This window comes from Streptomyces cavernae, from assembly GCF_004023625.1.
In the GTDB taxonomy this organism is placed as follows: domain Bacteria; phylum Actinomycetota; class Actinomycetes; order Streptomycetales; family Streptomycetaceae; genus Streptomyces; species Streptomyces cavernae.
Genome location: NZ_RPDJ01000043.1, coordinates 1 through 24,526, shown reverse-complemented (window position 1 = coordinate 24,526; position 24,526 = coordinate 1). Strand labels below are relative to the sequence as shown.

At 67.9% G+C, this 24,526-nt stretch carries 18 protein-coding genes and 2 pseudogenes; 3 read left to right on the top strand and 17 right to left on the bottom strand.

Annotation, left to right across the window (positions count from 1 at the left end):
• Positions 1-54 precede the first annotated feature (54 nt).
• The 8 genes and pseudogenes from EF387_RS38520 to EF387_RS38485 all read right to left on the bottom strand — a co-directional run bounded on the left by EF387_RS38520 (position 55) and on the right by EF387_RS38485 (position 6,697).
• On the bottom strand, positions 55-1,392 hold the full coding sequence (locus EF387_RS38520; RefSeq protein ID WP_128381260.1) for a phosphoadenosine phosphosulfate reductase domain-containing protein: 1,338 nt from the start codon (positions 1,390-1,392) through the stop codon (positions 55-57).
• A complete protein-coding gene (locus EF387_RS38515; protein WP_128381259.1) occupies positions 1,389-1,985 on the bottom strand; it encodes a class II glutamine amidotransferase in 597 nt (198 codons plus the stop codon). The genes EF387_RS38520 and EF387_RS38515 overlap by 4 nt, the downstream gene beginning before the upstream one ends.
• 20 nt (positions 1,986-2,005) lie before the next feature.
• A complete protein-coding gene (locus EF387_RS38510) occupies positions 2,006-2,791 on the bottom strand; it encodes a phosphoadenosine phosphosulfate reductase domain-containing protein (protein WP_202918501.1) in 786 nt (261 codons plus the stop codon).
• Complete coding sequence (locus tag EF387_RS38505; protein WP_128381258.1) at positions 2,788-3,267, bottom strand: cupin domain-containing protein; 480 nt, start codon at positions 3,265-3,267, stop codon at positions 2,788-2,790. Before EF387_RS38505 ends, EF387_RS38510 begins: the two co-directional genes overlap by 4 nt.
• Positions 3,264-4,082, bottom strand: coding sequence for a ParB/RepB/Spo0J family partition protein (locus EF387_RS49520; RefSeq protein ID WP_128381257.1), 819 nt, complete (start codon positions 4,080-4,082; stop codon positions 3,264-3,266). Before EF387_RS49520 ends, EF387_RS38505 begins: the two co-directional genes overlap by 4 nt.
• A 12-nt stretch (positions 4,083-4,094) precedes the next feature.
• Positions 4,095-4,844: a GP88 family protein gene (locus tag EF387_RS38495; RefSeq protein ID WP_162467285.1), complete on the bottom strand. Its 750-nt coding sequence runs from the start codon at positions 4,842-4,844 to the stop codon at positions 4,095-4,097.
• Positions 4,845-5,019: 175 nt separating this feature from the next.
• Complete coding sequence (locus EF387_RS38490) at positions 5,020-5,223, bottom strand: DNA-binding protein (protein ID WP_128381256.1); 204 nt, start codon at positions 5,221-5,223, stop codon at positions 5,020-5,022.
• 350 nt (positions 5,224-5,573) lie between these two features.
• Positions 5,574-6,697 (bottom strand): annotated as a pseudogene (locus tag EF387_RS38485) (IS630 family transposase).
• Between the two features lie 389 nt (positions 6,698-7,086).
• Here EF387_RS38485 and EF387_RS38480 point away from each other — a divergent pair.
• Complete coding sequence (locus tag EF387_RS38480) at positions 7,087-14,517, top strand: RHS repeat-associated core domain-containing protein (protein WP_128381255.1); 7,431 nt, start codon at positions 7,087-7,089, stop codon at positions 14,515-14,517.
• A 404-nt stretch (positions 14,518-14,921) separates the two neighbouring features.
• On the opposite strand, the gene EF387_RS50215 is transcribed toward EF387_RS38480, so the two are convergent.
• From EF387_RS50215 to EF387_RS38430, 9 genes are all read right to left on the bottom strand, one after another.
• Positions 14,922-15,994 (bottom strand): IS630 family transposase gene (locus tag EF387_RS50215; RefSeq protein WP_420802674.1). Its coding sequence is split into 2 segments (ribosomal slippage): positions 14,922-15,508 and positions 15,508-15,994, totalling 1,074 coding nucleotides; the frame shifts between segments, so codons are not numbered across the junction.
• Between the two features lie 799 nt (positions 15,995-16,793).
• Positions 16,794-17,042, bottom strand: a complete 249-nt coding sequence (locus EF387_RS38465) for a hypothetical protein (protein ID WP_128381253.1) — start codon at positions 17,040-17,042, stop codon at positions 16,794-16,796.
• A 97-nt stretch (positions 17,043-17,139) separates the two neighbouring features.
• On the bottom strand, positions 17,140-17,862 hold the full coding sequence (locus EF387_RS38460) for a hypothetical protein (RefSeq protein ID WP_128381252.1): 723 nt from the start codon (positions 17,860-17,862) through the stop codon (positions 17,140-17,142).
• Positions 17,859-18,260, bottom strand: coding sequence for a hypothetical protein (locus EF387_RS38455; RefSeq protein ID WP_128381251.1), 402 nt, complete (start codon positions 18,258-18,260; stop codon positions 17,859-17,861). The genes EF387_RS38460 and EF387_RS38455 overlap by 4 nt, the downstream gene beginning before the upstream one ends.
• Positions 18,257-19,129, bottom strand: coding sequence for a hypothetical protein (locus tag EF387_RS38450; protein WP_128381250.1), 873 nt, complete (start codon positions 19,127-19,129; stop codon positions 18,257-18,259). Before EF387_RS38450 ends, EF387_RS38455 begins: the two co-directional genes overlap by 4 nt.
• A 1-nt stretch (position 19,130) precedes the next feature.
• Positions 19,131-20,771, bottom strand: a complete 1,641-nt coding sequence (locus EF387_RS38445; RefSeq protein ID WP_128381249.1) for a hypothetical protein — start codon at positions 20,769-20,771, stop codon at positions 19,131-19,133.
• Positions 20,772-20,839: 68 nt separating this feature from the next.
• Entirely contained in the window at positions 20,840-21,034 is a 195-nt protein-coding gene (locus EF387_RS38440) for a hypothetical protein (protein ID WP_128381248.1), read from the bottom strand.
• A complete protein-coding gene (locus tag EF387_RS38435) occupies positions 21,034-21,234 on the bottom strand; it encodes a hypothetical protein (RefSeq protein ID WP_128381247.1) in 201 nt (66 codons plus the stop codon). The genes EF387_RS38440 and EF387_RS38435 overlap by 1 nt, the downstream gene beginning before the upstream one ends.
• Positions 21,235-21,447: 213 nt before the next feature.
• Complete coding sequence (locus EF387_RS38430) at positions 21,448-21,708, bottom strand: helix-turn-helix transcriptional regulator (protein WP_128381246.1); 261 nt, start codon at positions 21,706-21,708, stop codon at positions 21,448-21,450.
• 367 nt (positions 21,709-22,075) lie between these two features.
• Here EF387_RS38430 and EF387_RS38425 point away from each other — a divergent pair, with 367 nt between their 5' ends.
• Positions 22,076-23,032, top strand: a complete 957-nt coding sequence (locus EF387_RS38425) for a helix-turn-helix domain-containing protein (protein ID WP_128381245.1) — start codon at positions 22,076-22,078, stop codon at positions 23,030-23,032.
• A 415-nt stretch (positions 23,033-23,447) separates the two neighbouring features.
• Positions 23,448-24,399 (top strand): annotated as a pseudogene (locus EF387_RS48830) (ISAzo13 family transposase); the annotation flags it as partial.
• Positions 24,400-24,526 lie beyond the last annotated feature (127 nt).

The window sequence follows — 24,526 nt, the reverse complement described above, 5'->3', positions numbered from 1 at the left end:
ATTACACCAATGCGAGTTAGGCTCTGGCCTGCATCTTCTCCGCCCAGCGGGTTACTACCGCTTCTTCTGGACGACTTCGACGACGAGGGAGGCCGGGTCGGTCGGCCAGGGGCGGGGGTAGCCGTATTCGTGGGCAGTGCCGGCGTCGCGGATGGCGGCGACTTCGGCGGTGTACTCCCGCCAGAGCTTGTCGTAGGCATGGTTCGCGATGCGGGCCCCGGCCTGCTTGCGGTTCTTGAAGTCGCCGCGCATGGCGATCGTCAGCAGGAAGTGCCAGCACAGCCCGGAGATGGGGTGCATGGCCTTGTAGACGAGGGGGCTGTTGGTGCGCCGGTAGTGGGAGGCGATCTCTTTCTTGATCCGCTCGGCGACGGAGGCAGCTTCCTTGGGCCGGAACTTGTGCAGATAGTGGGAGATGAAGTCCTGCCAGGGCATGCCATCGGGCTTGTCAGGACGGTCCCTGTATGCGTACAGCTCGGTGAGTGCGTAGCGGTAGGCGGCGCCGACGCCGGGGACACGCTCGCACATCTTCGCCCACACGTCGGGGAAGCACTGGGCGTAGGTGTAGAGCTTCTGCAGGGGCTCTTCGCCGAAGGCGGGTGAGCAGCGCTGGATGCTGATTCCCACGCCTGCCATCTCGAGCAGGTCGTAGGCGTGGTTGTAGTCCCAGCCGTGGACGCGGGGGCCGGCCCAGACGTCTTCGTGGCGCCAGTCGTAGACCGGATAGGCCTTGAACAGGTTGCCGCGGGCGGTTTTGCCGGTGGCCTTGATGATGTAGTTGTCGACGGCTTTCTTGCTGACGGCGCGGAGACGGGTGATGGACTCCTGGGCGCGGATGCCCATCAGCGATGCTGTGGTGTGCGGCGGCGGCGCGAGGAGCCCGGCCATTTCGGGGATGGTCATGCGGGCCTCTTGGGGCCAGACCTGGAAGCCGGGGATGTTCGTGATCGCCTGCTCGGGCAGCGGCCTGCACCAGCGTTCCTCGTCTTCGGGGGCCCAGGGCCACCAGTAGGGGTGGGTGCGGGAGCAGGCGTTGCGGTGCTGGACGGGCAGGCAGTACCACTCGCCTGCGATGTCGGGCCGGGCGAAGGTTCTGGCGACGTAGTCGGCGGTCTCCTGCGGGATGGCTTCTTCGTCGAAGAAGATCGTGCTCAGCGGCAGGTGTCGTTCGAACCGCGGGTCGCTGTGGGCGACTTCGAGGGCGACGTTGAGGACGGCGGTGGAGTCCTTGCCGCCGGAGAACATCACCTGCACCCGGTCGTGGTTGTCGAGGATGTAGGCGGTGCGTTCGAGGGCGAGGGTATAGACGTCGACGGAGAGGTGCTTGCGGTCGAAGTGTTGGCGGCGGTGGACGTGCACGCGGCCGGATTCGCCGGAGGGGTTCTGGGTCATGGGGTGTCCACGGTGAGGGTGTTGGGGGCGAGTTCGCTGGCGTCGGGGTGGAAGTGGCGGGACGCCAGGTACAGGCCGCCCTCGGCGCGGTACGTGAACAGCGGCAGGCCCTGGCGGTAGGTGACGAGGGCCCCGCTGGCGTCGAGAATCACCACGGCCCAGGCGTTCATCCGGGCTGGTGCCAACGCCCGTTCGAGGGCTCGGTGCGGACTGTGGCCGTGGGTGCGCTCTGCGGCGTACGCGTGGGCGAGATGGTGGGTGTCGGCTGGCCAGGTGCCCGGGTGGACCTCGACGGGGTTGTAGATGTTGCCGTTGAAGGCCACGTGGTGGCCGTCCACGGTGACGGGCTGGACGGCGTCCTCGTCGTCGTACCGGCCAAAGGTCGCGAGCCGGGCGTGTCCGAGGCACTGGTGGGCGTCCTGGCAGGCCGTGACGGCGGCGTCCGGATCCATGGGGCCGAGCGCGCGGTGCGTTGTTTCGCCGGTGGTCCAGCCGTGGGCGTGTGGGCCTCGGGTGGCGGCAGCGCGGGTGATGGCGGTCAGCAGCTCGCGGTCAGGAGCGCCGTGCCCGGTGTAGGCGAAGATCCCGCACACGGGGTGTTGTCCCTTCCGGGTCAGGCATGGCCGGTGCGGGTCATCCAGTCCGCGGCCTGCGGCAGTACGGGGGCGGCTTGGCGGACCACGTCCGGGTCGATGGCCCACACTTCCTCGAAGCCGTGGTCGACGCTGTTGGTCCACTGGCGGGCGGGCCACGAGCCGGTGCCGACCTGGTAGCCGCGGGGCCAGTCGTAGCAGGGCGGCATCGCCAGGCCCTCGCGGTCGATCAGCGCGAACACGGCCGTGTGCGACCAGGCGGCGATCGGCGAGGAGCGGGTGATGCCCGCCCGGTTGGTGTACTCGGTCGCGCCCTTGGGGCCGGTGTAGTTGCCGTCGGAGTGGCGGCGGCCAAGCAGGAGCACGTCCAGCTTCTGGTCCCGGTAGTAGCGGGCCTGGCTGCGGTGGTTGATGGCCGTGAACCACTTCGATCCCCACGCGCCTTGCGGGAACAGCATGTTCGGGTTCTTCGCCAGCCACTGCAGGTCCTGGCCGGTGTTCACCACGGTCAGCCCGTCGGGCATGTGGTCGGTGACCCACTGGAGGAACGCCGGGAACTCGAGGTTCGAGATGCCCAAGCAGCAGTCGGTGACGCCGGCGAGTTCGGCGACGTGCCCGAGGGCGATCGAGTCTTTGCCGCCGGACCAGGCGTACGCTGCGCGGCAGCCGGCGACGCTCGCCTTGATCTCTTCCACGGTCCGGTCGATCAGGTTGTCCAGCTTGTCGTCCGGCCACTCGTCGCGGGCCCGGGCGCGCATCTTGGCCCAGTCGTCCTGGCTGCGGAGAGCCTGTTTGCGCTGGGTCACGACTCGGCCCCGGGCGCGGTCTCGTCCGCGAACAGGGGCTCGGTGGTGGCGTTCCCCTGCCAGTCGGTGAACGTCATCCGTTCCGGGGACTCGACGGGCTTGTGCGGCGAGCCGGTGGCGATCAGGACGTGCCCGGCTGCGCCGGCGCCGACGGCGTGCGGGATCTCGCCGGGCACCATGTAGATGTCGCCGGGCTTCACCTTGTAGGTGACTTCGCCGATGCTGATGGTGCCCTCGCCTTCCAGGCACAGCAGCAGGTGGTCGCCGGGATGGGTGTGGACGGGGAACCGGGCGTTCGGGGGGACGGACAGCATGTCGACCCCGAGGTGCCCGTTGGAGTGCAGCGGCAGGCCGGTAGCCGGGGCGCCGTGGACGGGCACGCCTTCGGTCTTGATGGCCTCTGCGGCGTCGCGCAGGTTGATGATGCTCAGCCCGTCGTGCTCGTGCACGTGGTGGTGCTCGTGGTCGTGGCTCATGAGGGGTTCTCCTGTGCTTCGAGGTATGCCCGGCACACTTCGGTGAGGGCGGCGGAGCTGTTGTCCAGGCCGTTCGCCTCTTGGGCGTGTTTGATGGCGGCCCGGATCGTGTCGCGCTGCTCGACGGTGACGACCCACTGGACGGGCGTCATCAGTGGCCCGGTCGGCACGGGCACGGGCGGGGGCGGTACATAGGGCTGCGCGGGCGCGAGCGGGGCGGGCGGCGGGACGACGCCGTCCTGCGGCTCGGGCCCGTCCTGGGCGGGTTCGGCCATACCGGGCGCACCAGGTATGGCGGCTGCCGGGGCGGGTGCGCCCGGTATGGCGGCCGGGGCCGCGGGGGCAGGCGACGCCGGGGCAGGGGCCACGAAGTCCGTCAAGAACTCGGTCGCGTTGGCCGCGAGTTCGCCCGTGGTCTGCAACAGCTCGTCCAGGTCGTCACTGGAGTAGCCGGTTCCGTCAAGGTCGTCTTGGACGTCCTTCAGCAGCGCGGCGAGCGCGTCTTCATCCCACGTGCCGAGCTCGGACAGCCTGTTGTCCGCGAGGTTGATCCTCTTGGCTTCCTGGTCGTCGCAGGTGATGACCTCGCAGCGCGCCGTCTCGGCGCCCTCAGCGGCGAGCGCCTGCATCGTGTGGTTCCCGGCGAGCACGGTGAGCGCGCCCTTGCCGGCCTTTCGCACGATCAGCGACCGGTACTGGCCGTTACGGCGCAGCGAGTCACGAATCGCTGCGACGTCGCCCTTCTTGGCGTTGCCGGGGAACGGGGTGAGGTCGGCGATCGGGATGTCGCGGGTTTCGAGGTAGACGGCAGGCATGAGCGGTCCTCGTCACTCGGAGGGGTCTGATGGGTGGTTGCGGCCGGACTTGGCGTGGACCTGGTTGTCGCGGATGCGCTGCAAGGCGCCAAACGAGTGCGCGCCTTGGATGCGGCGAAGGTGGGGGATGTTGTTCGCCGGGATGCCGACCTGAGGTGGGCCGTACACGGCGAGCAGGTCGGACTCGTCTTGCGAGGCGTAGCCGTGGTGTTCGACGGCTTCCTCGCTGGGGAACACGTCGGCGTGCCGCATGGTGTCCAGGTCGATGGCCTGGTCTTGCTTGCCCCCGAGGCTGTAGCACCATCCGAAGTTGGCGGGCGGGTCGGGCTCCACCACGTCTTTGAAGAGGGCGACTTCCTTGGTGTAGCAGTAGAACGAAACGCCGGGTGCGGAGCGGATGATGCGCAGCCAGGCTTCCAGGTAGTCCTGGCTGTGGAAGTCCCCACTGTCGTGGATGCGGACGTGGGCGCCCTGGTAGCGGGGGTGCTGGACCTCTTCGGTCATCTGCTGCTCGAAGCCCGGCAGGTCTTGGAGGGTGAGCAGCAGGTTCCGCATGTGGGCTGCCCGTACGTTGCTGAACCGGTACGCACCCTGTCTTGCGTAGCAAAGTTGGGCGCAAACCCCTGCGGAGGGGCACACGTTGAAGTGTCCGCCCCACGGCAGTTCGACGACCCACGCGGGCAGCGACCACGTGTAGATGCCTTCGGCGCCCAGTTCGCTGTTCCCCCGGCCCAAGAGCCACTGATGGACCACGGCGCGCATCGCCCCCTTCGATGTCTGGGAAGAGCGCGGGCCCCGGCCGTGGAGTCGTCGGCCGGGGCCCGCGCGCATGGGAAGAGGGGGCCTGCCGCCGGGCACCCCTCAATACACGGCGGCAGGCGTCAAAAAGCCCCTCCGCCGCGTCAGCGGCATGCGGGGGCTGGTCTGTGAGGGCGGGTCAGGCAGCTGAGCGGGCGGAGGCATGGCGGATGGGCGGGACCCGGCGCCGGCCAGCGACGACGTCTTGCAGCTCCAGCCAGTCATAGCGGCCGTCGTAGGAGGTGAGCCGGCCTTCGGATGCCCAGCGGGTGACCGTGCCGACGGGGCGGCGGATCAGGTGGGCGATATCGCCGGGGGCAAGGAGGACGGGGGTGTGCGCCATGCAGTGCTCCCGGGGAAATGCGGAAGGGCCACCCGGTGGGTGACCCTTTGAGCGCAATGAACCTAGCGCATCAGATAGTCGCCTCAGTTCGATCATGTGTCAAGCCGAGTCACGGCTGCGCGGACGCCGATGCATCGTCGATCAGGTCCTGCAGCGCGTCCCGCCCTTCCTGGTTCGCGTCTTGAAGTGCCTTCATGTAGTCGTCGGACGACAGGTCCGCGCACTCGGGCGCGCCGGAGTCTTTCCCGGCCGCGATCGCGTCTGTGCAGGCCTTGATCTTGTCCGCCGAGGACAGCTCGGCCGGAGGGCTGCTGGTGGCGGCCGGCGTCGACTTTTCTGGCTTGTCAACGCTAGTGTCCTGCGCCGGAGATCCGTCGGTAGAAGTGGGCGAGGGATTCGAGGATCTCTTCAGCGGTCTTGGTCCAGATGAACGGCTTGGGGTCTGCGTTCCAGTCCTTGACCCAGCGGCGGATGTCGGCTTCAAGGGCCTGGACGTTCTTGTGTGCGCCACGACGGATCATCTGGTCGGCCAGGAAGCCGAACCACCGCTCGACCTGGTTGATCCAGGAGGAGCCGGTCGGCGTGAAGTGCATATGAAAACGTGGGTGCTTGGCCAGCCATGTCCTGATCGCGGGCGTCTTGTGGGTGCCGTAGTTGTCGCAGATCAGGTGGATCTGCAGGTGCGCGGGAACTTCCTTGTCGATCCTGATCAGGAATTTCTTGAACTCCGCTGCCCGGTGCCGGCGGTGCAGGGCACTGATGACTTCGCCGGTAGCGACGTCGAACGCGGCGAACAAGGTGGTCAGCCCATTGCGGACGTAGTCGTGGGTGCGCCGCTCGGGCATGCCCGGCATTATCGGCAGCACTGGCTGGGACCGGTCCAGGGCCTGGATCTGCGACTTCTCGTCCACCGAGAGGACCACCGCGCCCTCGGGCGGGTTGAAGTACAGACCGACGACGTCGTAGACCTTCTCCACGAAGAGCGGGTCCGTCGACAGCTTGAAGGTGTCCGTCAGGTGCGGCTTGAGCTGGAACTTCCGCCAGATCCGGCCGACGGTGGACTTTGACAGGCCGCTGTGTTCCGCCATCGACTTTCGCGACCAGTGGGTGGCGTTCTTCGGGATCTCCTCCAGGGTGGCGACCACGACCGCTTCCACCTGGTCAACGCTGATGGTGGGCGGCCGGCCCGGCCGGGGCTCGTCGGCCAGGCCGTCAAGCCGCTCGGTGCGAGGAACCGCCGCCGCCACTTGCGGACCGTGTCCGCGGAAATGCGCAGGTGGCGGGCCACCTCAACGACGGGCGGGACGTCCGGGCCCGCACAGGCCAGCACGATCCGCGCCCGCAACGCCAGCGCCTGGGCGGAGTTCGCCCGCCGGGCCCAGCGTTCGAGCACAGCACGCTCGTCATCGGCCAGCAGCAGCGGTTCCAGCTTCGGACCACGACGCGGTACCGGCACCCCGGCAGGAGAACTCATACAAGATCTAACGACGGACTACCGGCGCAGGACACTAGGCGGGAGGCGTGCCCAGATACTCAGATCTGGGCCTCGACTGGCGGCGCGATCCCATAACGCGCGTGATCGGGAACAGTCGATTCGGCACCGCCGGTGTCGCCGTGATGAGCGACTTCATCTCCTGAAACAGAGATGAACATTGAACACAAGATCCCCAACCGCCTCTGGATGCTTGTTACATACCGGTATTGGCGGAATAGCTGCTGCCGCGGAACAGCCGGAGTACCGTCGCATTCCGATCAGTTCGCCGGATCCGTTGGGACCTCCCTGCAAAGGTGATTCGCGTGAGAACCTGCGAGCCGCATGGCGATTTATCGGAGCTCGTCCGGCGGGTATTGGGCCTCAGTGCCGTGGCCGCAGGCATCGTGTGGGGGACGATATTTCTGCTGGGCGGCACCGCGCGGGCCGAGACCGGACCAGACGGTGCGTACGCGACGAGCATCCCGATCGCGGTGCCGGCCTTCCGTGGTCTGGAGCCCGAAGTCTCGCTGTCGTACGGCTCCGACGCCCCGAACGGCCTCGCGGGGCCCGGCTGGGGGCTCTCCGCGACGTCGCACATCGTCCGTGCCGGGACCGGCGGTGGCACTCCCGTCTACGACGATGCGGCCGATCTCTTCGTGCTGGACGGCACTGAACTTGTGTCGTGCACCCAGCAGAAGCCAGGTGCCAGCCCCAGTTGTACTTCCGGGGGGACCCACTCCACGCGTCAGGAGAATTACGCACGCATCCTCAAAGAGGGTGACAGCTGGGTCATCACCGAGAAGAACGGGACCCGGAGCATCTACACGGCCCAGCACATCGGCAGCTCGGCAGTCACCTACCAGTGGGCTCTGTCGCGCCGTGTCGACACGCACGGCAACGAAGTGACGTACGACTACAGCTGTGACGGGGTTCGGGAGTGCTACCTCGCCAGGATCAGTTACGGCAACTCGCCCGACGCCCTGAAGAGCGCGATCGTCTTCTTCTACGAGCCGCGGCCCGATGTCGCCACTTATGCCACGGGCAAGGAGTTGGGGGTCCTTGCAAAGCGGCTCAGGACCATCGAGGTCGACAACGCCGGAAGCCTGGTGCGTGTGTACGGTCTGTCCTACCGGGCGCAGTCGGGTCCCGACCGGGTGCTGCTGGAGAAGGTCCAACAATGGGGCAACGATGCCGTCGTCGCGGCCGACGGTGCCATCAACACCATGGGCACAACACCCCTACCCGCCAGGACGTTCCGGGCTGCCGGCGGCAGCGGCTGGGCCCCCGGTGCCGGACACGCTCAATTCACCGGTCCATGGCCGAACAACGGCGGAGTCCCCGGACAGGGGGACTGGAACGGCGCCCCGCTGCCCGGCCTGCTCTGGCAGAAAGACGCACGCGTCCAGTGGTTCCCGTGCGACTTCGACGCCGATGGTCGCCAAGACATGCTGGGTGTGGGCCGTGAGGACAACGGCCGGGCCTCCCTGCGCGTGGCCCAGGCCCAGCGCGACGGCACCTGGACCAGCCGGACCCAGCTACTGTCCTGGGACTGGGGCAACGCCTCGCGTCCCGAGTGGCGGGCCATGCCCGGTGATGTCACCGGTGACGGCCGCTGCGATCTCGCTTTCGCGCGCTGGGACCCGACCGCCGGTCGCGTTCTGCTTACCACGGCTGTCTCCCAGGATCGTCCCACCGCCCCCTTCCGGACGGCGTCCACGGTCCAGACAGCGGTCGATGAGTGGGCCCCCCAGAGCCGCTGGTTCCTCGCCGACACCAACGGCGATCACCGTGCAGACGTCATGGCCGCACTGCACCACCGCACGAACGCATCCCCTCCCAAGGACGAGGCCCGGTTCTTCGTCGCACTCTCGACAGGGCGTGGCGGGCTCGATCCGCACCCTGTGTCGGATCCGAACTGGACACATAACCCACGCGATGCCGCGCACTGGTTCGTCGGGGACTTCGACGGCGACGACCGCGCCGACCTAGCCCACGTACGTCAGAACTTCGACCCCAACACCAGCCCGAAGCACCAGGCAGCGGTCGACATGGCACTGTCGCTCGGCGATGGCACCTTCAAGAGTCTCAAATCATTTCTTACCGGAGCGAACTGGGTCAACTCAGTCGACCAGCCGGATCTCACGCTGTATGGGGACGTGGGCACCGATCTGGTGCAGTCCGGGGACTTCAACAGCGACGGCCGCACAGACCTCCTCGTCGTCGGCGAGAAACCTCTGACCGTGGTGACGGAACAACCCAAGCTCCGGTTGTTCACCCTGCTCTCCACCGGGCGCGGCGCATTCCGCGTGGTACGGCAGGACACCGGTCTGCCGCTGGAGTACACGAACCTGGGCGTGAGCTTCGCACTGCAGCAGCACTCCTACCCGAATCAGTGGATCAGCGGCGACTCCAACGGTGACACCGCGACCGATGTAGCGATCCTGACGCCCACGAGCTACCGCAACCCCAACTGGCCCTCGCGGACCAGGGCCACCTGGCTGATCTCCAAAAAAGACGGCACCTTTCAAGCAGTCCATCCCGCACCCACCGACTGGACTCATGACTGCCCCGGCCGCTCCTCCGGGGTCGGGAACCGCATCGTGTGCCCGGAGGGACTCACCGGTCAGTACTTCCTCACCGACATTTCCGGCGACGGCCGAGCCGACCTGACAGGCGTCTTCCCGCACACGGCCCAGAACAACATGCGCATCGCCTCGTTCCGGGTCAAGCCGACCTGGAACACAGACGGTCAAGACACCATCAATTGGCACGATGCCGACGTCAACGGCGACGGCGCGGCTGATCGCGTGTTCGTGAAGTACACCAACCCGGGCCTGCGGATCTACACGGCCCTCAGGAACAGCACTTCATTCGATCAGCTGCTGATCGACGATGTGCTGCCCGACTACGACGACCGGGCACCGGGGCGCTGCCTCACCATCGACGTCGGAGGACCGCAGAGCAGAGCGGACGGCAAAGCCGATCTGGTCTGCCCGTACGCGCAAGAGAGCCGAACCGGGGCATCGGCGGTGCGAATCCACACGCTGCTGTCGGACGGCACAGGCCAATGGACGCCGGCACCCGGCACCGCCGGTACCGCTTGGCCCGGCGCGACCTTCGAAGACACGTGGTCGCTCAAGGCTCTGGACGTTGACGGGGACGGCGACACGGACCTCGCCCACACCGCGGCAACTACATCGGGCGTGATGGTTCGAACGCTGCTGTCTGCGGGGAACGGCCAGTGGACAGCGGTCAATGAACAGCAGTTCGGTAGCACCGGGGAGGACGACGGAGCAGCCTGGCGCGTTGCCGATGTCAACGGTGACAAGGAAGCGGACCTGGTCCATGTGCACTTCACCGGAGCCGCGACGCAGGAAGTCCGTACCCTGTTGTCGCGCGGTGACGGGCACTGGCTGCCATTCGCCGATACGCGGCAACTGCCGAGCACAGACACGGCCGACTGGAAGCCTGCCCAGCTCAATCCCGACGGAAAGACCGATCTGCTCAGCGTCGAGTCCCTGCCGCCGACTACAGGTCCCACGGGAGTCACCGGTCATCTGCGCATCGACCAGCTTGTCTCCCGCGGCCGGGGCACCTGGGACGTGGACTCCGTACCTGTCGACATCAAGAACGAGGCGGGCCCCAGCGACAGCACATCGTGGCGGGTAACCGACATCGACGGCGACGGGGTCTCCGACCTGACGACGGTCACCGCGGCGGCGAGCGGCACGGAGCTGCACATCTGGACGCTGCTCAACCGCCACGGCAGCTGGGCCGTAAGCCATGAAGCCGTCCCGGCCGCTGGCTGGGATCTCGGCGTCCCGGTCCATGACACACGGAACATGCGGCCCACCGACGAGAACGCCGACGGCCGCAACGACCTCGCGATCGTACGCAAGGACGCTGAGACGGTCCGCTTCCTCGCCCTGCGCTCGCGCTACGACGACGGCCGACTCGTCGGACACACCAATGAGCTCGGCGGCAGCGTGGAGGTGCAGTACCGCTCCTCCACGGGGACACATGCCTCGATGCCGGCGGGTTCGGTGCGCCGCGTTGTCACAGCTGTCCGTACCTTTGCACGCCCGGCCAGTCCTTCGGCTGCCCCGGACTCCACAACTACCTTCCGATATGAGGGTGCACGGTGGTCCGCCCTCGAACATCGGTTCCTCGGCTTCGCGACGGTCACCGAGACCAATGAGTACAGCCGCATAGTGACGGACTACGCCCAAACGCCAGGCTGCGCCAAGGCCCGGCTCAAGGTGGCTGTCAGCGGTACCGGTGGCGGCGCACCCTCCGACACCACGACCTACACGTACGACGACTCACGCACCAATGATCCACCACCCCACCACTGCAGGCTCCTGACCGAACGCCGGGAACAGTGCGAGGCCGACGGCTGCCGGACTCTGTCAACGCAGTACGCACACGACCAGTACGGCAACATCACCTCGACCCGCCGCGACGGGCTGTTCGCCGACTCGGACAACGACAACCTCGACGACATAAAGAAGGACAACCGCGAACAGACAGTGCTGTTCAAGCCAAACGTCACTTCGTATATCGTCGGGCTCCCCGCAGCCATCGAGGTACTCGACACGTCCGGCGCCCAGCCCCTGCGCGTCACGCGCAGCCAGTTGTTGTACGACACCAACACGGCCTACACCCAGCCTCCGCTTGTCGGGGACCTGGCGAAACTGGAAGTGTGGGACGGCGTGGGCAAGAGCTATGCCACGACGACCGTCGACCACGACTCGTACGGCAACCCGACAAAGGTGACCGGACCCACCGGGCGTTGGTCACGTACCGACTACGACACGGTGTACGGCCTGTACCCCGTTCAAAAATGCAATGCCACGTACTGCGAGGGCCAGGAGTGGAACTACTCGCTCGGCAAGCCCACGGTGTCACGCGGGCCTGACCAGCAGACCACGACCCGGCGCTACGAGCCGCACGGGCGGATACGCCACGTCGACTACCCCGGCGGCGGTTGCGAGGACTACCAGTACCCGGGCTGGGGCACCCTCAGCCAACGGGTCATCGTCAAACAGTGCCTGTCCGCCTCGAACCGAGACCTACTCGGCCTTCCCATCGAGCAGTACGTCGACGGACTCGGACGCACCATCCTGCTGCGCCGCGCGAGCGGCGCGGAGCGATCGCTCACGTACTTCGCCGCCACGGACCGCGTCGAGACCGAATCCGCCTGGGCGACGCCCGGCTCCGGCACGACCACCGAGCGGTACACCTACGACTACCGCCTTCGGGCCAGGCAGATCCAGCACGCGGACGGCAGCCACCGGTCAGTCAGCTTCGGCAGCAACACTGAGACATACACCGACGAGCTGAAGCACGATCGGGTGCTGTTCCGCGACGGATTCGACAACGTGGAGCGGGTGCGCGAGTTCGTCACCGTCAACGGCCAACTCCGCTCCTATGACACGACATTCGCGTACGACGCGCTCGACCGTCTCGTCGAGACGGTCGATGCACGGAAGAACACCACGACGACCCAGTGGGACTCACTCGGCCGCCGTCACGGCGGCTGTGACCCGGATCTCGGCTGCTGGACCATCGGCTACGACGACCAGGACCACTTGCCCGACTGGCAGGTCGACGCCAAGAAGCAACGGCTCGAGTTCCGCTATGACCAGCTGGGACGTCTCACCGAAAGGGTCCACGATCCCCAGGGAACGCCCCGCAGTGACCAGTGGTTCTACGACATCGACCCACTGACCAGCAAGCCCAACGGTGCCAGCACGGGCCAGATCACCCGCACCGAGAACGCGGACGGCACCGCCACCCACGACTTCACGTACGACACCGCAGGGCATGTAACGCTCCACAGGATCTGTGTCCAGCTGCGGTGCGCGGAGACCGAGGCCGCCTACGACGCGCCAGGCAGGCTGGCATCGGTGCGCTATCCGGATCAAAGCGGCGCCGTTACGACAACGTCCGAACTGGTGCCGTACACCTACGACCCGGCCGGACGACTGGAGAGCGTCGGCGGCTATGTGACATCCCTCGGGTACGACACCCATGACCGGCTCGAACGGCTGCGATACGCCAACGACACCGAAGCCTTTCTCACCTACGATCCGCAACGGCAATGGATCAGCACCGAGAGGGTCGAGGACCTCGCGCACAACGAGCTGTTCCACAGCACATACGGCCACGACTTGGCCGGACGGACGGACCACCGTATCTCGCGGAACCCAAACACTGAGAAGCAAAACTTCCGCTACGACGAGCTGAACCGGCTGCTGGAAGTCACCGGAGCGCACGCACAGAGCTTCGAGTACGACGAGATCGGCAACATGACCTCCAACTCGCAGACTGGCACCTACCGTTACGACGACCCGCTCCACGTCCACGCGGTCACCGAGGTGTCGGGCCAGGTACCCGCCACGTACGCCTACGACGCCAACGGCAACCAAACCACCGGCGTGGACCGGACGCTCGGCTGGACCGACGACAATCTCCTCGCCTCGGTCACCACCCCCGCCGGGAAGACGACCTTCGTCTATGACGCGGACGGCGACCGAGTTCGCAAAGCCGGACCGAACGGCACGGTGGACGCCCTGGGGCCGCTGGTCGAGTTCGACGCGGCGGGGCAGTTGGTGACCTCGTACTACGCAGGCCCGCGCCTGATCGCGACCCGCCGAGGGAGCGACGTCTCCTTCCACCACCAGGACGTCCTGGGCTCCCCCCGGATGACCACCGACGCCTCCGGCACCGTGACCGCCAGGTCCAACTACGCCCCGTACGGCGCGCCATACCGACCAGCCGGACAGGCAGGCAGCGGTACGGGCTTCGGAGGGCACAAGCCGGACGACGAAACCGGTCTGATCCACATGGGCTCCCGGCACTACGACCCTGGGCTTGCGAAATTCGTCTCGGCCGACACCGTCGTGCCGAGGCCATACGACCCGCAAGCACTCAACCGCTACTCCTACGCCTACAACGCTCCGCTGGACTACACCGACCCGGACGGTCACGAGCCGATCGGTGTCCACCAGCGCATCGAGTCGGAGGACTTCTACTTCGAGATCTCGGTCAACGTGGACCCGGGGTGGATGCCCCAGCCGTATGTCGTGCCGACCTGGGCACGACCCCCGACCCCCACACCATCCATTCAGACACCGGTCGATGTGCCACTACAGCCGAACAGCCCCGCCGGGCCCCCACCGAGCCCTCCCACCGGCACCACACCGGGCGCCAGCCCCAGCGGTGGCTTCGAGCCCGCTCCCGGAATCTTCGCCGGGATCAGCAGGGCCGCCGCACTCGAATTCGCCGTCGGCGCCTCCCGACTCGGCGCTCTCGGGATCGTGTTGTGGTCCACGCCCGCCGGGGACCCGGCCGCCCACGCCCGTTTCCTCGCGCAGCAGGACGTGGACCGGATCATTCGGGAACCGCTCAAGGACTGGGTACCGATCGGAGAGGAGACGCAGGAACTGCCCGTCCTCGACCCAGTACCGCACACCCCGGCGGACTTCCCCTCGGACCGGACCACGGATCCCTACGACGATCCCGCGCTGCCCGGCGGCCCGACAGCCTACGACCTGGCCAACGGGTGGGAGAAGCATCATGTTTTCCCGCAGACATTCGCCTCCTACTTCAAGCAGAAGGGCATCGATATCCACGACTTCACCGTCAGCATCGGAGTCGAGCAGCACAAGGCGATCCACCGGGCAGGGTGGAACGCCGAATGGTTCGAGATCGTCACCAGCCCCGGCTACCCGGCCCTGACGCCGGCAGACGTCCTCAAGATCGGCGAACGTATGAAGAGGAAATACGGGATCGTCGGGCCGTACGAGCGGTATTAGGATCCGCCTCCGCTGGAGTGCGCACGAAAGCCTGCCTCCCAGACCGAGCATGACTGCCGGGATGCGAGTGCGGCAGGTCAGGGCGGCGGCGTTGCCCGCGGCCAGAACGCCAGCGAGCGCGACTCGGCTGGTGGGAACCCCCATTGACTCCAGCCTGTGAGCCGGCAACGACGATGTGAAACTCGACACGACGCCGCGCCGCAGCGTCTCTGGCAAAGCGACACGAGGCACCGAAATGGATGCAACACGCACCCGCGGAATCGGAGAGGGGAAAGCGACACGAGCTGCGGGGGACACAGTCTATGCCGCGACTTGCACCGGCACCATCACCCTCCTCAACCCAGCCGGCCTCAAAGTCCACGGCGTCTCCTACACCGCACATTACTGACTTCGGCGTTTTAGGGTCAGTTCGGTCTGTCGAGGGCGAGGCCCGTCCCGGCGAGGAACCCGCCGAGGATGGTGTGCCGGTACTGCAATGCCTTGAGACGCCTGCGCAGTAGAGTCTCCAGCTCGCTGAGGGTGCGGGCGGCGAGATTGGCCAGGCTCCGCTTGATATGCGCCCACAAGCCCTCGACCGGGTTGAGCTCAGGCGCATACCCGGGCAGCAGAACCACCGTCAGCCATTCCCGCTCGGTCACGAGTGCCTTCATCGCCCTGGAGATGTGGGTGCTCAGCCGGTCCCACACCACGATCAGCGGGGCCTTCAGTAGCTGGTGGGCGCCATCCAGCAGGCGGATGTAGTCGCTCTCGCCGAGTGAACGACGCTCGCCCTTGCGGCCGGTGTGCCGGCGCAGCCGGTAGCACAGGCGGGCGGGCAGACCGGGCCGGTAACACAGCAGTCCGGCCACCGACAGGCGCCCACGGCCACGGCCTGAAACGCGCACCGTCGGGGTGATGCCGCGTCGGCCCCAGGTGCGGCCCTTGGGCGGACGGCCGGTCACGCCCGCTTCGTCCTCGAAGCAGACGAACGCGCCGGTCGCCGCCCGGAGGGTTTTACCTCCTGCCAGGTCGCCTCCCGCCATGCGGTGATCGCGTCCTCGTCCCGTTCGGCGGCGGGCCGGGCGGGCACCTGCACGCTGAAGCCCATCCGGTGCAGCAGCCGCGTGACGCCGGAGACGCTGTAGGAGAGGTGGAACTTCCGCCCGATCAGCGTGCGCACCCGTGCGGCGGTCCACACCTGGTCGTCCGTCCAGCCGTGCGCGGCCGGCCCCTCCTCCAGCCATGTCGCAAGCTTGGCCTGCAGGTGAGGGCCGAGGCGGCAGTCATAGCCCGGCGGCCCCTGAGAACGCAACGCTTCCCGCCCGCCCGCCTTCCAGACACGGCGCCACTGATAGACCGACTTCTCACTCACCCGTAACTCCCGGGCGATGCACGGGACTTTCACGTCCTCCGCGAAGAGGTCAGCGGCCCGCATGCGTACCTCTTCGCGGCGCTTGCGCTGCTCGGCGGTCAGCCCGCCCCCGTCCGGATACCGCATACTTCCGGGCTACCAGACCAGACAGACCCTGTCACCCGGCCCGACGAAGACCCAGACGCTATAACGCCAAGGTCAGTAAGACCAGCAGGAAGGACAGAGCATCACCTTCTGAACGCCCCCGGAAAGCAGAACTTGAGGGACGGCAGCTGCGTGGTCTGACCTGGTTGCTTTCGGCGATGCTCTCCGGTGGGCTTTGTACATGGGACTCGACGCCGCATGCCGATGACGGCCAACACCACCCCGGTTGCGGCACTGCCACGAAGGGGTGACGCTTTCCGCGCCGGCACCGCGGATCGGCCAGCGTGGCCAGCCGCTCGGCCAGTGGGCCCGTCGCACAGTGCTGACGGGTGGGCGACTTGACCAGGCAGACTGACGGCACATCGAAGCTCCGTTGGGCGCAGGCGACTTGGCAAGGCACCTCCACAACGGGGCTTCGTTGCGTCCGGTCGCGCGCCCTCCCGGCATCGTCACACCGCCGTGAGCTGCACACTCACGACATCACCGCGACTTTGCAATCGCCCGTTCTCGATGACGAACCGGTGGTGGTCGTCCGGCGTGCACTCGGGTCGCTCGCAGGTCACGGCCTCGCAGATGACCTGCCCGGCGAGGTCTACAGGCTCATGGGCATCGATTACGGCGGGGTCTCCTGTCAGGCAGCGTGTCGAGTCTGGCGGCGAACTGGTGCGCGGGACCGAGAACCACGCGGACCTCGGTCCCGCCGTGACCGGCAGCGCGGCGGGCGCGGGTGCCGGCGCAGTGAGCGGAGTCGGGGCCGTGGCCCGGCGGGGCCGGAGGGGGCTCAACCGCGCCAGCAGTTCGCCAGGACCAGGGCGAGCAGGAACAGGACGGCGAAGAAGGTGTGCCGGGGCAGGAGCCCATCGCCCCGGCTGTCCGCGTGGACCGTCTCGATGCCATCTCCCCCGATGGGGACGTGGCCGCCATGCGCGTCGTCACGGTGCTGCTGCTGATCGGCCTCGGCGCCCTCCCGTCGGTCCCATCGTTTGGGCGCCCGAGTGCGGCACTGGTGGCAGATGTAGAGGTGTGGCACGACGCGCTCCGAAGGGCAGGCTGGGGCTGCTACTACGGTGCTGCTACGGCTGTAGCAGGCTTGCTACACCGCAGGTCAGCGGGCTACTACGTAGCTGCTACGGGCTTGTACCGGGGGGCGTTGTCTCGGGCTGGGAGAGGGCCTTCTGCCACTCGTCCAGGTCGCCCCGGTGCACCCCCTTGTTCACCTTATCCCGGACGTCTCGGACGGACGGCCGGAGGGGGATCCCTCGGGCCTCGAGAGCGGCTTCCACGTCGGTCTTGGAAGGGGGTCGCTGGCCCTCCTTGGCCGAGGACTCAGCGAGTACCTCCCTGAGCGTCTTGAGGTGCACCCCGGGGGCCTCCCCGATCAGCCGCCACATCAGCTCCAGCAGAGGGTCGGCGGGCGGTTCCTCGGCGCCCTCCTCGGCCGACTCGTCGAGGTAGTCCTCGGCCGACTCGTCGGGGCCAGTCGCGCGGGCCTCGACGCGGGCTTCGATGCGGTCCGCGAGGCGGTCGAACGGTTCCCGCGGCGTGAACAGGACGGTGACCAGTACGAAAGTGCCTGCCACGCCAAAGGCGACCCACGCGTCGTAGTAGCACGCTGCCCACAGGGCAACGCCGTGCACGGTGTACGTCCAGCCGACACCGATTCGGGCACTGCACCAGGTACACCAGCCGCATACGCCCTGGTAGAGCGCGGGCAGGAGCCCGAGGGACGTTCCCTCGGGCTCCTGCTCTTGCGCACCGTCGTCTTCGGTGTCCTCGTCCGGCTCTGTGGCCTCAAGAGGGTCGTCCGGGTCCGGTTCCGGGTCCGGTCTGCGCAGGCTGATGAACGTCACTGGAGGCCTACCCGGGCGTTTTCGATGGCGTCGCTGATGTAGGCCCAGTTCCCACCAGCGCCAGACGCGACGTAGAAGAACAGCAAGCCGACGACGGCAAGCTGCTTGGTCGTCAGCTTCTTGAAGAAGATGAAAATGCCGAGGCAGAGGGCCAGGGCAGGCATGGTCATGCCCTTGACGAAGCCGTTGATGAAGTGGACGACGCTACCGGCCAAATCCGGCACGATGCCGAACAGCCCGCCCGCGGCCGCGTAGGCGCTGCCCGCGAGCATCGCGACGAACAGTGTCGTCCACCAGCCGAGAGGCTTCAGCTTGCCGCCGCCGGGGATGCCGAAGATCAGCAGGGCGGTGAGGGCGGCCGCGAGTCCGACAACGCCGAGATCGCCAAAGACGTTCACAGGGGGAGCTCCAGGTTCTGCCAACCGGTCCCGTACAGGAGGGTGCCGGTGATGATGGATGAGATCGGGACGGCGGCCAGCCAGCGAATAGTGAGGTGGCGGTTGCGCATTCGGCGGCGCAGGAGTTCGCAGCTGATGCCGCAGCCGGCCCAGAACGCGCTGCTGATGTTGAGCCAGCCGTTGTCGGCGATCCAGGCCGCGGTGCGGGTGGAGAACTGCACCCAACCGAGCTTGTAGCCGACTGCGGCTGCACTGCCGTGGAGGGCCAGCCAGCGGATGCGCCGGGGCACGTTGGTGTAGGCGTCGATGAGGGACATCCGCGGTGCGGGCGCTGCAACGAGTGCTTCGGGCCGGGCCGCGGAGTCGGTGACGTAGCCGTGCGGGATACGGATGCGGATGCGGTGCAGCCGCTGGTGCAGTTTCTTCGGCTGCGCAGCCGCGTCCGCCTCGTCGTTCTCGTCGTCGACCTTGTCGACGATGTCCGTGGTGCTGGTGTTCTCCGGTTCTGCCGCCGCTTCCTCGTTGTCCGGGGTGAAGTCGACGGGCCGGCCGGTCCACCACGGCTGGATGCGGCGACGGTCAAGGCGGCCGTGCGGCTGCGCATCCGGCCCAGGGGCTTCGGTCTCGCCGTTGTCGGTGCTGTGCGTGTCCTGGCTGCCGTCGGCGTACAGCGCATCCCACCAGCCGTCGGGGTCGGCTGGGCTGTCCGGCTGCGGTCGCGTGGCTGCACCGGGCTGCGCGACTGCGGCTGCTGTGGCGGCGTCGACCGCACCCGTAGTCGACTGCGGAGCCGTGGTGCCGGTCCCGTCGATAAGTGCGATCAGCCGGGCCTTGACGGCCAGTTCTTTCTCGTCCGGCTGTGTAGTCACGTCACGCCTCCTTGGCGTGTGGCTGGGCTTCCGCGACTGCGGCAGCGAGGGTCGTGGGGAGGTGGGGGTAGATGCGCTTGGCGCGGCGCTGCCCGATGCTGAGCTCCCTTTCCAGCCGCCGCTGGGAAGCCATCTGCCCCTTCTCCTGCAGCGATTGGAGATTCACTTTCTTCGCCCGCTCGAGGAGCTCCGCATCCTCATCCGAGAGGCGCAGGTTCACGACCTCGCGGTCGCCTACGGCGGCGCTGGTGACCGGTCTGCGCCGCAGCCGAGGGACCGGGGGCGGGGTCGTCTGCGCGAGTGCGGGTGCGCACACGTCCAGGTGCGGGGGGAGCATCGGGGCCAGGTCGAGGATGAGTGCATCCGGCTGCGTAGTCGGCTGCGGCTGCGCGGCGTCGGCCCCGGTGCTGTCGGCTGCATCCGGCTGCGGCTGCGCGGCGTCGGTTGCGGTGCCGTCGGCTGCATCCGGCTGCGGCTGCGCGGCGTCGGTTGCGGTGCCGTCGGCTGCATCCGGCTGCGGCTGCGCGGCGTCGGTTGCGGTGCCGTCGGCTGCATCCGGCTGCGGCTGCGCGGCCGGGGCGAGTGCGCGGCGCGGCTGCACCGTGAACACCGGATACGCAGAGCGTTCCGCGGCCCGCGGATGCAGGGCGATGCGGACCTGTGTGTCGGTGACCGGGATGCCGTATTCGGTGCTCAGAGAGGCGAGTTCGGCCGGGCTGGCGTCCGGGTGTGCGGCGCGGATGTGAAGGATGGCGTCGATCGGGTCCATGCGGCGCAGTTCCGCCCCCGTAACGCCAAGCGGGGTAGCCGGGTGCGGCTCCGGGGCGGGCTCGGGGGTCCACGGGGAGGTGACGTCGAGGGTGCGAAGCTGGGCGGCGCTGCGGCGGGCGGCGAGCAGCAAGAGGAGTTGTTGGCGCTGTTCGGGGCTGGTGCCAGCGGCGGAGCGGGCGACAGAGGCCTTGAGTGCGGCCCTTCCCCAGGGGCCGAGCCAGCGGCGGGAAGCGAGGCGGACAGCGCGGGCGGTGGCCCGGTCGCGGGTGACCTGGGCGGCGGTGCGGCCGCGGACGGCCACGCCGAGGTAGGACAGGAGCCGTTCGCGCAGCTCGTGACCGATCTGCGCCAGCAGGCCGGACGACAGGGCCTTGGGCTTGTTGATGCGGATCTCCAGGCCCATCGCCTCGTGCCAGAGCAGTGCGGCCATGACGGGCCCGAACGCGGCGCGCACGATGCCGGCCCAGAAGCCCGACTCGGCGAACGCGGGCACGAGTTGCACGCTGGTGATGCACCAGACGAGGACACCGGGCACTCCCGGGGTGCCTGCGCTGACGTCCGTGGCGGTTGCCTTCTTGCTCGCGCGTGCCATGACGGCGCAGGCGAGAAGGGCCCCCTCGCCCGCGCCGAACATGACCAGTCGCTCGGTGGTGTCGTGCATGCCGAGGTGGTCTCGGGCGAACCGCCAGGAGGTGTCGGCGCTGTATGCGGTGCAGATGAGGGCGCCGAGGCCAGCGGTGAAGACGGAGCCGCCGACGCGACGGATGATCAGGTAGCAGGTGGTGATGAGGGCGAGGAGCAGCAGGCCAGCGGCCAGGGTGGATGCCCAAGGGCTGGCGGCGGCCCACCGTGTGAGCTGGTCAGCGTTCACGTGCTTCTCCGGAGCAAGAGGTGGCCGCCCCCGTCGGGGGATGTCACGGGGGCGCCGGTCTGAGTGGGTTACTTGGCGGGCCGGTACCAGCGGCCCTTGCGGTCCTGGGCCCGGTCGCGGTCCTCCCACGCCTGGCCCTGGTCGGCGGCACGGCGGGCGCCGGTGGTCTTGGCGCGGAAGAAGCGGTCGGCCCGGCCGGTGACGGACACTCCGGCAGCGGGATAGCTGCGGGTGGTCTTCGCTCGGCGAGAGAAGCGGCCCATCAGCGGGCACCACCAGTGGTGCGTGGGATGGTGTTCTGCGCCGACGCGTACACGCCGCCGCGCTGGGTGTTCGCCTGGCCGGTCTTGTCACGGCTGGCTCGGTCGGCGGCGCAGGCCTCGACGGTCGCCGGGGCGGTGGCGATCTTGTTGGGGCGGGGCGTTAAGTCACGCCCCGAGTCGGTACCGTTGGGCACGGTCATTCCTCCTGTTGACGGCAGGCGGTGTGATCAAGGCCCGTCCGGTGCTCCAACACCGAACAGGCCAGCCTCGGCCGGTGCTCCAACACCGGCCGAGGCCCCGGCTCCTCCCAGTGCTCCAACACCGGGTGGGGCCTTCTCCTTGCGGAGGGTTGTTCAATTGACTTGTACAACCTACGGCGTGTCAAGAGCTGCAGTCAAATGCCTTGGCGAAGATCACCTCTCGGTGGGCGGCGGGACGTCTCTCACGTTGGGTTCGCCGGCGCGGGCTTGCCGCCACCGGTCGATCGTGGAGCGCTTCCAGGCGGGCGTACGGCCGAACATGCGGTCGGGCTCGGGCAGGTCCTTCTCAGTGGCCTTGCCGTTCTCGCGCTTCCTCTTCGCCCGGTTGTGGTACGTGCGCATGGTGGGGTGGGCCACTCCGATGAGATCCGCGACCTCGTCCATTTCGAGGTAGGGGTCGGTCTCGTCGGTCACTGCGCACCCTCCGGGTTGTCCGATTGAACGGGACAACGGTAGCCGTCTCAGGAGCAGTACGGCGTCCACGGGCACCCCTTCCCGCCTCGGTGCGTCTCAAGAGTTGTACAACTCAACTGTACAATTGTGCTTACTTAAGGCAAGGTCATGCAGGTCAGGGGCTCGAAAGGGTCGCCTGAAACGGCGAGTGGCCACCGGGGGTCGGATCCCAGCGGCCACTCAAAGAACCACGGCGGGGAGCAACCCGCCGCACAACAAAGGCAGGACAGATGGTACACACGCGCGCCGACAGAACGCGCCACGACCCGCCTCCGTGGGCACACAGTAGCAAGGGCGCCCGCTGGCCCATCGACCAAGCGGCGAAACGGTGAGCGCTGCGCACATAGGTCTCGTTTTCGAGGCCAAAGACCTGGACGGCAGCGAGAAGCTGCTGTTGCTGGCACTGACCAACTACACCTACATATACGGCTACTGCTGGCCGAGCGAGGGCCGCCTCGCGGCTGACTGCGGCACCTCGCGCAGCACGGTGCAGCGGGTCAAACGCAAGCTGGCCGCGCGCGGTCTGGTGAAGTCGGTGCGCCGGGTGAATCCGAGGACGGGCGAGCCGATCTCGAACCTGACGCGGGTGAACTTGCCGCTGCTGGCGGCCATGCGGCAGGAGCCACGGCAGTACCAGGACAACCTGTTCGAGGCCATCACCTTCGACGACGACAGCCAGGGCGACCCGGCCGGCTCGCTGGCTGGCACTCCGGACTCTCCGGAGCCTTTTGACCTGCTGATACGTCAGAATGACGCCTACCCCGAGTCAAATTGGAGCCGTCCCCGGCGCAATGTGACGCCTACCCAGCCCCAGGATGACGCTCAATCCCTTATTGATCCCGTAGTGATCCCCTCCCCCCTACCCCCCTCTGGAACAGCGCAGGCTGCGGCCTCTCCTGGCGTGGGAGGAGGAGGCAAAGCTACGCAGCGGAACGACCACTCGCGCGGTGCGGTGTTCGTCGACGCCTTGCCGTACGCGGGCCGGATGCCGAGCCGGAAGCAGCGGGCAGAATTGATCGAGCGGGCAGAGGCGGCGTTCGCCGCTGGGTGGCTCGAGGTGTCGCTGCACCAGCAGCTCACGACGGAGACCGGCAACGCGAAGTCTCTCGCCGCGGTTTACCTCCATCGCCTCGATCGGGACAACCTGCCTGCTGCTCCGATGTACGTGCCCACGCCGAGCCGTGCCAGGGTGGCGCCATGGCAGACGTGCGACGGATGCGACCGGGCGTTCCGCGCCCCGGAGCCGGGATTGTGCCGCGACTGCCGCTCCCCCACCCCCAGCTGACGCGGTGATCACGGATCCTGACGACTTTCCTGAGGCACAGCCCCGCACTGGCAAGGCCACCACCGACATGCAGCCGGCGGCGTGGGCGGATGCAAGCGCTGGAGCGTGGGGTTCGGTATGGCTGCACGGTGACTGGCGGGCGCTGACCCGGCCGATGACCACCGAGCAGCGGGAGTATGCGGCCGCAGTGGTCCTATTGTCATCAAGCGGGACCGGAAACGGTCGGCACCGAAGGCCCCCAGACGGACCGTCAGGAGGCTCCGGCTATCTCACCGTTACCGGGCGCACGGGCGCGGCAGGGGATTTGGGGGCGCTCCAGGGAGCGGGTAGGGCGCTGAGCGGCAGGGCGCCCGCCCCCTGGGGGGCGTCGATGAATTAGTGGGTTGCTTGTGGTAGTTGGGCTCGTTGATGCGGTATGGGGCGCTTTGATGGATCGACGGGGTCGTTACGAGCGAAGTTCGAGACGGTGACGCCGCACTTGAACGAGCGGCAGCGCCGGATCTTGTACGGCGCGGAGGCCCGGCAGCTGGGGCACGGTGGGATTGCCGCGGTGGCGCGGGCCGCGGGAGTCTCGAAGGGCTGCGTCAGCCGCGGCCTGGCCGAACTCGACGCCGACGCGGAGCCGGACGGGCGAGTACGGCGACCGGGGGCAGGGCGCCCGGCTCTGGCAGACCGGGACACGGGTCTGGTGCCGGCCCTGCTGGAGCTGGTCGAGGACCATACGCAGGGCGATCCGATGAAAGCCGCTGACGTGGACGACGAAGTCATTGCGCCGCCTCGCGGACGAACTCGCCGCCCAGGGCAGGAAGGTGGGCCGCGACACCGTCGCGGCCCTGCTGAAGGCGGCCGGGTTCAGCCTGCGCGGCAACGCGCGGGTGCTGGCCGGCAGCCACCACCCGGACCGGGACGCCCAGTTCCAGCACCTCAACGCCACGGTGGCCGACTTCCTGACGGCCGGTTACCCGGTGATCAGCGTGAACACCAAGAAGAAGGAACAGATCGGACTCTTCGCCCGGCCTGGCCGCGAGTGGGCCCCGCCGGGCGCCCCCGTCAAGGTCCTCGACCACGACTTCCCCTCCCACGCCACGGGCACGGCGATCCCCTACGGCATCTACGACCTGGGCCGCAACACCGGGTTCGTCGTGGTCGGCACCGACCACGACACCGCCGCGTTCGCCGTGGCCGGCCTGCGCCGCTGGTGGACCGAGGAAGGACGGACCGCCTATCCGCACGCAAAGCGACTGCTGATCACCGCGGACGGCGGCGGCTCCAACAGCAGCCGGGCCAAGGCGTGCAAGGCCAATCTCGCCGTTCTCGCCACCGAGACCGGCCTGGAGATCAGCGTCTGCCACCTGCCGCCGGGGACACAATGCCGTTGTTTGAGTTAGTGAAGCATCACCGGTTTCAAGGTGATGACCTTGGCCGGGACCCGGCGGGTGGGTCCGTGCTGCCGTTTCTTGACCGACGGCGAGTACTTTGAGTCCGGGCGCTTGA